Below are 13,738 nucleotides of genomic sequence, written 5' to 3'. Positions count from 1 at the left end.
ATTGAGAATCTTATGATTTACTCCAACACCGAAAAAAAAAGAATTAGAAAAGATTTCGGAAAAAGACCTAAACTTTTAGATTTACCATATTTATTATCGATTCAACTAGATTCATTTAAAAAATTCATCGAAAAAACAAAAAATAAAAAATCTGGTTTAGAATCTGCTTTCCAATCAATCTTTCCTATTAAAAGCTATAGTGGAAATACAGAGTTACAATTTGTTGATTATACTTTAGGAAAATCAATATTTGAAGTAAAGGAATGTAAAATTAGAGGAGCGACTTTTTCAGCTCCATTACGTGTTAAATTAAGATTACTAATCTATGAAAGAGAAGCTTTGAATTCTACTATCAGAGATATCAAAGAACAAGAAGTATATATGGGTGAAATACCTTTAATGACAGAAAACGGAACGTTTGTTATTAATGGAACAGAAAGAGTTGTAGTATCTCAATTGCATAGAAGTCCAGGAGTTTTCTTCGACAGCGATAAAGGTAAAACGCATTCTTCAGGAAAAGTATTATATAACGCAAGAATTATTCCATATAGAGGTTCTTGGATAGATTTTGAATTCGATCCTAAAGATTATTTGTTTGTTAGAATTGATAGAAGAAGAAAACTTCCTGCTACAATACTATTAAAAGCAATAAACTATAAAATTGAAGATATCCTAAATATTTTTTTTGAAAAAACTACTTATCACATATCTAATATAAATAATATCTCAATGGAATTAATTCCAGAACGATTAAGAGGTGAAACCGCTTCTTTTGATATTAAAAAAAAATCAAAAATATACGTAGAAAAAGGTAGAAGAATTACCGCTAAAAATATCTATGAATTAAAAAAAAACAATATTAACGTTATTAACGTTCCTGTTGAATATTTAATTGGAAGAGTTGTTTCTAAAGATTATTTAGAACCTATTTCAAAAAAAATTATCATTAAAGCAAATGATATTTTATCAATAGAATTAATTGAAAAACTTATACAGTCTAACTTCAAAAAAATAGAAACAATTTTTACCAACGATTTAGATCACGGTCCATATATCTCTGAAACACTAAGAATTGATCCTAGCCATGACAGACTTAGTGCATTAGTAGAAATTTACCGAATGATGAGACCTGGAGAACCACCAACAAAAGAAGCAGCTGAACAATTATTTCAAAATTTATTTTTTACTGAAGAAAAATACGATTTATCTTCCGTTGGAAGAATGAAATTTAATCGCTCTTTACTTAGAAAAAATAAAGAAGGAGATAACGTTTTAAGTAAAAAAGATATAGTTGAGGTAATTAAAAAATTAATATCTATTAGAAATGGAAGAGGAGAAATAGATGATATCGACCATTTAGGAAACAGAAGAATTAGATCTGTTGGAGAAATGACAGAAAATCAATTTAGATTGGGATTGATTAGAGTTGAAAGATCAGTAAAAGAAAGACTATCTGTTAGTGATTTAGATACTTTAATGCCACAAGATGTAATTAATGCAAAACCTATTTCTGCTGCTATTAAAGAGTTCTTTGGATCAAGCCAATTATCTCAATTTATGGATCAAAATAATCCACTTGCAGAAATAACACATAAGAGAAGAATTTCAGCTTTAGGTTCAGGAGGTTTAACAAGAGAAAGAGCTGGATTCGAAGTAAGGGACGTACATCCTACTCATTATGGAAGAGTTTGCCCAATAGAAACACCGGAAGGACCTAATATAGGATTAATAAATTCTTTATCAGTATATGCAAAAACAAACGATTATGGTTTTCTAGAAACTCCTTATATAAAGGTTTTAAATGGAATAGTAACAAAACAAATAGATTATCTTTCTGCAATCGAAGAAGGGAATTTTATTATTGCACAAGCAAATACTAATTTCGATCAAAAAGGTAAAATTTCAGAAGAATTAGTTACATGCAGACACAAAGGGGAATCAGGTTTATTTAATTATACTAAAATTAACTATATGGATGTTTCCAATCAACAAATAGTTTCAGTAGGAGCCTCTTTAATACCATTTTTAGAACACGATGATGCTAATAGAGCTTTAATGGGAGCTAATATGCAAAGACAAGCTGTTCCTACCTTAAAAGCAGAAAAACCTCTAGTAGGAACAGGAATGGAAAGATCAGTAGCAGTCGATTCAGGAATAGCTGTAGTTGCAAAAAGAAGTGGAAAGATTCAATTTGTAGATGCATCTAGAATAGTAGTAAAAGTCAACGATCAAGAAACCAGCCTTAGTGAATCAGGAATTGATATTTATAATTTAACAAAATACACTCGATCTAATCAAAATACCTGTATAAATCAAACACCTTGTGTTAAACATGGAGAAAATATAAAAATAGGAGATGTTTTAGCTGACGGTTCTTCTACTGATTTAGGAGAGCTATCTCTAGGACAAAATATGAGAGTAGCATTTATGCCATGGAACGGATATAACTTTGAAGACTCAATTTTAATATCTGAAAAAATAGTTCAAAAAGATCGTTTTACTACAATACACATTCAAGAACTCTCTTGTATTGCAAGAGATACTAAATTGGGAATTGAAGAAATAACATCAGATATACCCAACGTAGGAGAAAATGCTTTATCTAAACTAGATGAATCAGGAATTGTTTATATTGGAGCTGAAGTCACTGGAGGAGATATTCTAGTAGGAAAAGTAACCCCAAAAGGAGAAACTCAACTCACTCCTGAAGAAAAACTACTAAGAGCTATATTTGGAGAAAAAGCATCAGATGTCAAAGACTCTTCTTTAAGAGTTCCTAATGGAGTTTTTGGTACTGTAATAGACATACAAATTTTTACAAGAGATGGAGTAAAAAAAGACAAAAGAACCTTGCAAATTGAAGAAATGCAAATCCAACAAACAAAAAAAGACATTTCTGAAGAATTAAAAATATTAGAAACAGCTATTTTTAAAAAAATAAAAAATCTATTTATTCAAACAGATATAGATGAAACAGAACTCAAAAAAAAACCTAAGGAAAAATGGTTATTAATACCAATCAAAAACAAAAAAAATCAAAACAAGATATTTCAATTATTTGAACAATATAAAAAAATAAAAAATAAATTTGAAAAAAAAATTGAAATAAAAAGAAAGAAAATAACTCAGGGAGACGAACTAGCACCTGGAATACTAAAAATAGTAAAAGTTTATCTAGCTGTAAAAAGACAAGTTCAAACTGGAGATAAAATGGCAGGAAGACATGGAAATAAAGGAGTAATATCAAAAATTAATCCAATAGAAGACATGCCATACGATAAAAATGGAGATGAAATTGATATAATTCTAAATCCTTTAGGTGTTCCTTCAAGAATGAATATTGGACAAATACTAGAAACTCATTTAGGTGTAGCAGCTAAGGGAGTAGGAAATAAAATTAAACTAATGCTGAAAAATAATAATAAAATAATTAAATTACGTAAATTTATTCAAAATGCTTATGACATTGGAAATAATTTACGTCAAAAAATAAATTTAAATAATTTTTCAGATGAAGAAGTATTAAATCTTGCAAATAATTTAAAAAACGGACTTCCAATAGCAACTCCAGTATTCGATGGAGCTGAAGAAAATGAAATAAAAAAATTATTAAAATTAGCAGATCTTCCTACTTCTGGTCAAATTACACTATTTGATGGAAGAACAGGAGAAAAATTTGAAAGACCAGTAACAGTAGGATATATGTATGTATTAAAACTAAATCACTTAGTGGATGATAAGATGCATGCTCGTTCTACTGGATCCTACAGTTTAATAACTCAACAACCATTAGGTGGTAAAGCCCAATTTGGTGGTCAAAGATTCGGAGAAATGGAAGTATGGGCATTAGAAGCTTATGGAGCTTCTTATACTTTACAAGAAATGTTAACAGTAAAATCTGATGATGTTAATGGAAGAACAAAAATGTATAAAAATATAGTAGATGGTAATCATCAAATGGAACCTGGTATGCCTGAATCTTTTAATGTTCTTTTAAAAGAAATAAGATCCTTAGGAATAAATATAGAATTAGAAGACGAATAATAGTTATTTTAAAAAAAATAAAATAAATATTTATTATTTATTTAAAAAAATATGACGACTAAATTCTTATTAAATTGTACTAAAATGGAAAATAATCAGTGAAAGATTTACTTAAATTTTTAAAATTACAAACTAAAAAAGAAGAATTTAATTCAATAAAAATTGAATTAGCATCTCCAGATATGATCCGTTCTTGGTCTTATGGAGAAGTTAAAAAACCAGAAACAATTAATTATAGAACTTTTAAACCAGAAAGAGATGGGTTATTCTGTGCAAGAATATTTGGACCAATTAAAGATTATGAATGTTTATGTGGAAAATATAAAAGACTAAAACATCGAGGAGTAATTTGCGAAAAATGTGGTGTAGAAGTAACACAAAGCAAAGTTAGAAGAGATCGAATGGGTCACATAGAATTATCTTCTCCTACAGCTCATATTTGGTTTTTAAAATCTTTACCTTCAAGAATAGGACTACTTTTAGATATGCCGTTAAGAGATATTGAAAGAGTATTATATTTTGAATCTTATGTAGTAATAGACGGAGGAATGACTAACTTAAATGCAGGACAAATTTTAACTGAAGAACAATATTTAGATTCATTAGAAGAATTTGGAGATGAATTTGAAGCTAAAATGGGTGCAGAAGCAATCCAATTACTACTAAAAAGTATACATTTAAAAAAAGAGTGTAAAAAATTAAGATATATAATTAATGAAACACATTCAGAAACTAAAAGAAAAAAATTAACTAAAAGAATAAAACTACTAGAGTCTTTCATACAATCAAATAATAAACCAGAATGGATGATACTCACAGTATTACCTGTTTTACCACCTGATTTAAGACCATTAGTTCCACTAGATGGTGGTCGATTTGCAACTTCTGATCTAAACGATTTATATAGAAGAGTTATTAATAGAAACAATAGATTAAAAAGATTATTAGATTTGTCAGCTCCTGACATAATCGTTAGAAATGAAAAAAGGATGCTTCAAGAATCAGTTGATGCTCTGTTAGATAATGGAAGAAGAGGAAGAGCAATAACTGGATCTAATAAAAGACCACTAAAATCTTTATCAGACATGATAAAAGGAAAACAAGGTCGATTTCGACAAAATCTTTTAGGAAAAAGAGTAGATTATTCCGGACGATCAGTAATAACAGTAGGTCCATATTTAAGATTGCATCAATGTGGTTTGCCTAAAAAAATGGCATTAGAACTATTTAAACCATTCATATATGGAAAATTAGAAGTAAGGGGATTAGCAACGACGATCAAATCAGCTAAAAAAATGGTTGAAAGAGAAGAATCAGTCGTTTGGGATATTTTAGATGAAGTAATTAAAGAACATCCAGTGCTTTTAAATCGAGCACCTACCCTACATAGATTAGGGATTCAAGCTTTTGAACCCATTTTAATAGAAGGAAAAGCAATACAATTACATCCATTAGTATGTGCTGCATATAATGCTGATTTTGATGGTGATCAAATGGCTGTGCACATTCCTCTAACTTTAGAAGCACAACTCGAATCTAAAGCATTAATGATGTCTACAAATAATATTTTATCTCCTGCTAATGGAGAACCAATTATTGTTCCATCTCAAGATGTAGTGTTAGGATTGTACTATATGACTCGATCTAAAATACACGGAAAAGGTGAAGGAATGATGTTTAGTTCTCCAGAAGAAGTTGAAAAAGCCTATCATTTAGGATTTGTAGAACTACATTCAAAAATAATAGTTAAAATATCCGAATATAAAAAGACTAAAGAAAATCAATATACTAAAAAAGAAAAAATAGTAAAAACTACTGCAGGAAGAACTATTCTATGGATGATAATCCCAAAAGGATTATCATATTCTATAATAAATCAAGTATTAATAAAAAAAACTATTTCAAAAATTTTACATACTTGTTATCAAATTTTAGGGCGAAAAGAAACTGTTGTATTAGCTGATCAAATTATGTATACCGGTTTTTCCTATGCTACACGTTCTGGAGCATCCGTAGGAATTGACGATATGGTTATTCCAACAAAAAAATCAGAAATAATTATAGAAGCAGAAAACGAAGTTGTTGAAATACAAGAACAATTTCAATCTGGATTAGTTACTTCTGGAGAAAGATATAATAAAGTTATTGATATTTGGGCAGCTGCTAACGAAAGAGTTGCTACTGCTATGATGAAAAACCTATCTACAGAATCAATAGCTAATAATTTAGGAATAGAAAAAAAACAAAAATCATTCAATAGTATATTTATGATGGCTGACTCAGGAGCAAGAGGTTCTGCAGCTCAAATTAGACAACTTGCTGGAATGAGAGGGTTAATGGCTAAACCAGATGGATCAATTATTGAAACACCAATCACTGCTAATTTTAGAGAAGGATTAAATGTTCTTCAATATTTTATATCTACTCATGGAGCAAGGAAAGGTTTAGCTGATACAGCACTAAAAACAGCAAATTCAGGATATTTAACTAGAAGATTGGTAGATGTAGCTCAAGATCTAGTAGTAACAGAAAAAGATTGTAAAACAAGAGAAGGAATAATGATGACATCTCTTATAGAAAGAGGAGATATCAAAGAAGATCTAAGAGAAAGAGTTCTAGGACGAGTAACTACTGAGAATATATTTGAAATTAATTCTTTTAATAAAATTTTAGTACCAAAAAATACATTACTTAATGAAAAATGGTGTGATCTATTAGAAAAAAACTCGATAGATAATGTAAAAGTTAGATCAGTTGTTAACTGTGAAACAAATTTCGGAGTATGTTCATACTGTTATGGAAGAGATCTTGCAAGAGGAAAAATTGTAAATCAAGGAGAAGCTGTTGGAGTTATTGCTGCTCAATCTATAGGTGAACCTGGTACTCAATTAACTATGAGAACATTTCATATTGGTGGGGCTGCATCAAGAGTTGCAACAGAATCATGTATTCAAGTAAAAAATAAAGGAAAAATAAAATTAAAAAATTCAAAAACAGTACTAAATTCTAGTGGAAAATTAGTTATTATTTCTAGAAATGTTGAATTACGTATAATTGATAAATATGGAAAAACAAAAGAAAATTACAAAATTCCTTACGGTTCAATAATGAATAAAAAAAACAAGGAAACTGTCGATTCAGGAGATATAATTGCTCAATGGGATCCACACACTATGCCAGTTATAACTGAAGTGGGTGGAATTGTAAAATTTATTGATATGATAGATGGACAAAGTATTATCAGACAAACCGATGAATTAACTGGTCTAACATCTATTATTATACTAGATACATCCGAAAGAACCACTATAGGAAAAGATTTAAGACCAGCTTTAAAAATTATCGATGCTAATAATCAAGATGTTTTAATACCAGGAACAGAAGTACCAGCACAATACTTTTTACCTGGAAAAAGTATTATACAAATAGAAAATTTTAGTAAAATTTTTTCAGGAGACACCTTAGCAAGAATTCCTCAAGAATCAGGAGGAACAAAAGATATTACAGGAGGATTGCCTAGAGTAGCTGATTTATTCGAAGCAAGAAGACCGAAAGAACCAGCGATTCTAGCAGAAGTAAGTGGAATTATTTCATTTGGAAAAGAAACAAAAGGAAAAAAAAGACTAATAATATCTTCGCAAAATTCTTGCGAGCCATATGAAGAAATGATTCCAAAATGGAGGCAATTAAATGTATTTGAAGGCGAAAGAGTAGAAAAAGGTGATGTAATATCAGATGGACCAGAATCACCTCATGATATTCTTCGTTTAAGAGGAGTACAAGCAGTTACTAAATATATAGTAAATGAAGTACAAGAAGTATATCGACTTCAAGGAGTAAAAATTAATGATAAACATATTGAAGTAATAATAAGACAAATGTTACGAAAAGCTACTTTAATTAATAAAGGAGATTCTGATTTTTTAGATGGAGAACAAGTAGAATATTCAAAAATAAAAATTTCTAACACTAATCTAAAAGAACAAAAAAAAAATATTTCAATATTTTCCAGAGATCTTTTAGGTATTACTAAAGCTTCTTTAGCTACCGATTCATTTATATCAGCTGCTTCTTTCCAAGAAACTACAAGAATACTAACAGAAGCTGCTGTAGCCGGGAAAAGAGACGAACTAAAAGGATTAAAAGAAAACGTTATCGTAGGCCGTTTAATTCCTGCCGGAACTGGATATGCATATCATAAAAAAAGATTAAATCGACAAAAAAAAATAAATGAAAATAAAATCAAAAATAATATCGGTTTTTCTCATTCCATCAGTGTCGAAGAAGCATCAGCTAATTTATCCGAGTTACTCAATGCTAATACTAAAATACATACAAAAAAATAAAAAAACTATTTAAAACACAATAAATGTAAAGGAGATATATTATTTAATTTCTTTTTCTTATTTTCCTTTAAATAAAAAAATAAAAAATTATTTTTTTATTTATGAAATAAAATTAATTAGAATATCAAAAATAATAATAAAAAATGAAAAAAAATAAAAAAATACGAAGAGCATTAATTAGTGTATACGATACTTCTGGAATAATACAATTTTCAAAGTCTCTTATTAAAAGAAATTTTAAAATCATAGCTACAGAAGGAACAACAAAATTTTTAAAAAAAAATAATATTCCAGTAACATCAGTATCTAAATATATTGAATTTCCTGAAATAATGAATGGAAGAATAAAAAGCATGCATCCAAAAATTTTTGGAGGAATTTTAGGAAGAAAAAAAAAAGACACTGATACTATGAAACTTTATGGAATTAATAAAATTAATTTAGTTATAGTAAATTTATATCCTTTTTTTGAAAAATACAAAACATTAAAAAACAATTTTTCTGAATTAATTGAATACATTGATATCGGTGGTGTCTCTCTTATTAGAGCTGCTGCTAAAAATTGTTCTGAAGTATTAGTTGTAATATCACCTAAAGATTATAAAAAAATCATTAAAATAATAGATACAAAAAAAATAGAATCCATCTCCTTAGAAAAAAAAATAAAATTAGCACAAAAAGCTTATGCATATACTTCAAATTATGATTGTTTAATTTCTAACTATTTTTTAGAAAAAACAAAAAAAAACGAAAACAAAAACAAATTCCCAAAAAAAATAAAAATAAATCTAATAAAAAAAAATCAATTAAGATATGGAGAAAACCCTCATCAAAAATCAGCTTTTTATATAGAAGAAAAAGATAAAAATAACATCTTTGAAAAATCTAAACAATTACAAGGAAAAAAAATATCGTATAATAACATTCTTGATTTAGAAATAGCTTGGAATTGTGTTCAAAATTTTAAAAATCCAGCTTGTGCTATTATTAAACATTCGATTCCATGTGGAGTATGCGAAAGCAAATCAGCAATTGAATCATACATCGCGTCCTATCAATGCGATCCTATTTCTGCATTTGGAGGAGTTATTGCATTTAATTCTAAAATAAATGAATCAGTTGCTAACAAAATTATAAAAAATCAATTTGTTGAAGTAATTATAGCTCCTATAATTACCAAAAATGCTTTAAGAGTATTTAATAAAAAAGAAAATATAATAATATTTATTTCAAATTATAAAGGAAATTTAGTTTCTAATTTAGATTATAAATCAATTCTTGGAGGAGTATTAATTCAAGAAAAAGATAATTTTTTATTCAAAAATAATGATGAAGAAAAACACTGGAAAATAGTAACTAATAGAAAATTAAAAACAAAAAAAGAAATAAAAGACGCAATATTTGCTTGGAAAGTTGTAAAATATGTCAAATCTAATGCAATAATTATCGCAAAAAATAAAAAAACCATTGGAATTGGTTCTGGACAAACTAGTAGAATATTTGCAACTAAAATATCTAAATTAAAAGCATTCGAAAATAAACTAGATACCCAAGGAGCTACAATTGCTTCCGATGCATTTTTTCCATTCAAAGATAGTATAGAATTAGCAGCTAAAATTGGAATTAAATGTATAATACAACCAGGAGGATCAATTCGTGATAAAGAAATAATATCAACTGCAAACAAAAATAATATGATAATGTTATTTACAGACAAACGTTGCTTTAAACATTAGTATTAACTTAAAAAATTTTTAGTCAATATTTTAAATATTATAAATATATAATGCATAAAAATTTAATAAAATCAAAATCACTAAAAAATATTCAATACTACTAATATAAAAAAATTAATAATCAATATTAAAAAAAATAAATCTTTCTAAAAGATTTATTTTAATACATATATTTATATATAAATTTTTTTAACAATATTTCTTTTAAAGACAAATAATAACTTTTTTTTCTAAAAGACAAGATGCTCTTTTAAAAAGCATCTTGTTATAAACAAGATATGTTTTATAAAAATAAAAAAAGATAATAATTATCTTGGGATTAAGTTATATCTAACTCGTTCAACTGCTTCTACCATATTTTTTAAAGAAATTCTTGTCTCTTTCCAACTTCTAGTTTTTAATCCACAATCAGGATTTACCCATAATTGATGCACAGGAATAGTCTTTAATGCTTTCCTTAAAAGTTTCTCTATCGAATCTATAGTAGGTATATTGGGAGAATGAATATCATAAACTCCCGGTCCTATAGAATTAGGATATTTAAATTTTTTAAAAAAATCTAACAATTCCATGTCTGATCTAGCAGTTTCAATAGTAATTACATCAGCGTCTAAATTTACTATTGATGGCATTATTTCATTAAATTCACAATAACACATATGTGTGTGAATTTGTGTTTGATCTTTTACTGAAGAAGAAACTAAACGAAATGAATTAATAGACCAAGATAAATAATTTTTCCAATCAGTTTTACGTAAAGGCAATCCTTCTCGTAATGCAGGTTCATCAATTTGTATAATTTTTATTCCAGAACTTTCTAAATCTAAAACTTCTTCTCGTAAAGCTAACGCTATTTGATTGCAAATTTCTTCCTTAGACAAATCTTCTCTAAAAAAAGACCATAGTAATATAGTTACAGGTCCAGTTAACATTCCTTTTACAATCTTTTTAGTTAATGATTGTGCAAAAACAGTCCATTTTACAGTAATACTTTCTTTTCTTTTAATATCATTTACAATTATTGGCGGTTTAACACATCGAGAACCATAGCTTTGAACCCAACCATTCTCAGTAAAAACAAAACCTTCTAATTTTTCTCCAAAATACTCAACCATATCATTTCTTTCTGGTTCTCCATGAACTAATATATCTAAATTCAATTTTTCCTGTTCGCTTATTATATATTTAATATTTTTACAAATTTCTTTTTCATACTGTTCATTACTTATAAGCTTATTTTTAAAATCAAAACGCAATTTCCTTATATCTTTAGTTTGAGGAAAAGAACCAATAGTGGTTGTAGGTAGAATAGGGATTTTTAATTTTAATTTTTGAATATTATAACGAATGTTGTATGAACTATTTCTTTTTAAATCTTCTGGAAATATTTTTATTTTTTTATAAAAAGAAATGTTTTTGTTTCTACTTTTTATATTTCTATTTAAAATAGGATCGTACCATTTTTTTATTTCAATATTTAATCCAGTATTTAATGATTTAGATAATAAACATATTTCTTTACATTTTTGTATTGCAAAAGAAAAACAATTTTTTAACTCTAATTCCATTTTTTTTTCTACCGTTACGTCAATAGGAACATGTAATAACGAACAAGAAGAAGAAATCCATGTATTATCTCTACTTTTAATCATTGAATTTAAAACGTCAAACCATTTTAATAAATTTGATTTCCAAATATTTCTTCCATTAATAATTCCTAAAGAAAGAACCCAACTTTTAGGAATTAATGAATTCAATATATTTAAATCATATTGACCATATATCAAATCAACATGCAAACCTTCAACCGGTAATTTTATGATAAAATCTAAATTATGAGAAATATCACCAAAATAAGTTGTTAATAATAAATTATTGATTCCACTCAAATACTCATATGCAATAGAAAAAGACTGTTTCCATGTTTCTGACAATTCATATGCTAATATAGGTTCATCTATTTGAACCCAATCAACACCAAGATTTTTTAATCTTATAAAAATTTCTTTGTATATAGTCAATATCGATTTTAATAAATCCAACTTATTAAAATTTCTATCCTTGGTTTTTCCTAACCACAAATATGTTATAGGGCCTATTAAAACAACTTTAACTCTACTATTTAACAATAAAGCTTCTTCTACTTCATCAAATAATTGATTCCAACCTAAAAAAAATTTTTGATTTTTAAAGAATTCTGGTACTATATAATGATAATTAGTGTTAAACCATTTAGTCATATCTGAAGCAGGAATAGATTTACCGTTTTTTATACTACCTCTTGCAATAGAAAAAAGAAGATCCAATTTCCTTTTTTTTTTATAATTTTCTTCTTTATATCGTTTAGGAACATTTCCTAAAATCATACTCATAGTTAAAACATGGTCATACCATGCAAAATCACCGACTGTTATAAAATCAAGACCCAACTTTTTTTGTTCTAACCAGTTTTTATTACGTAACTTGAAACCTACTTTTTTTAAATCACTATAAGAAATTTCTTTCTTCCAATAACTTTCTTGTCCTTTTTTTAATTCACGATTTAAACCGATCCTGGGAAACCCAAGAATGTGACTCAAAATAGACATTTTTAAAATTCCTTATAAATATATTTATTTCATGTAAAAATATATATTTTTATATATGAATAAAACACCAAATAAGATTTTTAAAACAAAAAAACTTCTAAAAAAATATTATAAAGAAAATAAAGAATTTAAATAACTAGCAACACCATCTTGTTCATTTGTGCCAATTATTTCCATTAAATTAAGTTCTTTTTTTAACTTTGAATCAGCATTTCCCATAATACAACCTTTTCCTGAAATTTCTAACATATCTTTATCATTCATTCCATCTCCAAAAGAAATAAAATTTTTTGTAGAAATATCTAAAAGTTTTGATATAAAAATCAGAGATTTTCCTTTAGAAACTTCGTATGGAACTATTTCCAAACATTCAGGAAAAGAAAAAAAAATATTTATTTTTCTTTTGTCACCCCATAAAAAAGTTATTTCTTTTTTTAAATTCTTCAATTTCCTAATATTAGAAGAAGTAAAAAAAATTTTATTGACTTTATTGAAAGAAAAAGTAAAAAAATCTAAAAACTTGTATTTTAACGATAATTTTTTACAAAAATTATTATTATATTTATTAGAATTAATATACCAACTATTATTAGTATATACTTGAGTAGTTATTTCTTCATCATTTTTTTTTATTTTCAATAATGAATCAACTACATTATTTTCTAAAAATGAATCAAATATTAAATCCCCTTTTAAATCATAAATTCTAGATCCATTAGAAGTTATTAGATAAGAATTTAAATTCAACATATTTTTTAAATCGATTAAATCTATATAATGTCTACCAGTAGCAATTATAAATTTAATTCCTTTAGAAACTAATAAGTGTATAATTTTCTTCGTATAATTAGTAATTTTATATTTCGAATTAAAAAGTGTTCCGTCCAAATCAGAAATTACAACTTTGTACATAAATCCTCAAAAAAATTAAATATTTAATTTGTTAAAATAAAAACACCATACAAAATATATGTTATTTAAAATTTAGAAAAAATTAAATAAAATAATTTTTTATAAATTAAAT

The 13,738-nt window shown here is 26.6% G+C and carries 5 protein-coding genes; 3 read left to right on the top strand and 2 right to left on the bottom strand.

Annotated features, from left to right (window positions below; translation table 11 throughout):
• The first annotated feature begins 12 nt into the window (after positions 1–12).
• The 3 genes from rpoB (at position 13) to purH (ending at position 10,126) form a co-directional block, all read left to right on the top strand.
• A complete protein-coding gene (gene rpoB, locus AB4W66_RS00160; RefSeq protein WP_367674889.1) occupies positions 13–4,044 on the top strand; it encodes a DNA-directed RNA polymerase subunit beta in 4,032 nt (1,343 codons plus the stop codon).
• A gap of 98 nt (positions 4,045–4,142) precedes the next feature.
• Entirely contained in the window at positions 4,143–8,390 is a 4,248-nt protein-coding gene (gene rpoC, locus AB4W66_RS00155) for a DNA-directed RNA polymerase subunit beta' (RefSeq protein ID WP_367674888.1), read from the top strand.
• Positions 8,391–8,533: 143 nt separating this feature from the next.
• Positions 8,534–10,126 carry a bifunctional phosphoribosylaminoimidazolecarboxamide formyltransferase/IMP cyclohydrolase gene (gene purH / locus AB4W66_RS00150; RefSeq protein WP_367674887.1) on the top strand — a complete coding sequence of 531 codons (1,593 nt, stop codon included), beginning with the start codon at positions 8,534–8,536 and terminating at the stop codon, positions 10,124–10,126.
• A 308-nt stretch (positions 10,127–10,434) separates the two neighbouring features.
• Here purH and metE read toward each other — a convergent pair whose 3' ends face one another.
• Together metE and AB4W66_RS00140 are read right to left on the bottom strand one after the other, a co-directional pair.
• The gene (gene metE / locus AB4W66_RS00145) at positions 10,435–12,714 is read right to left on the bottom strand and encodes a 5-methyltetrahydropteroyltriglutamate--homocysteine S-methyltransferase (RefSeq protein WP_367674886.1); all 2,280 of its coding nucleotides are present in this window, start codon (positions 12,712–12,714) and stop codon (positions 10,435–10,437) included.
• Positions 12,715–12,822: 108 nt separating this feature from the next.
• Positions 12,823–13,626 carry a Cof-type HAD-IIB family hydrolase gene (locus AB4W66_RS00140; RefSeq protein WP_367674885.1) on the bottom strand — a complete coding sequence of 268 codons (804 nt, stop codon included), beginning with the start codon at positions 13,624–13,626 and terminating at the stop codon, positions 12,823–12,825.
• Positions 13,627–13,738 lie beyond the last annotated feature (112 nt).

This window comes from Buchnera aphidicola (Tetraneura ulmi), from assembly GCF_964058925.1.
Classification (GTDB): domain Bacteria; phylum Pseudomonadota; class Gammaproteobacteria; order Enterobacterales; family Enterobacteriaceae; genus Buchnera_D; species Buchnera_D aphidicola_B.
Note: the sequence above shows the minus strand (reverse complement) of the source record. Positions and strands in the feature narration are given on the sequence as shown.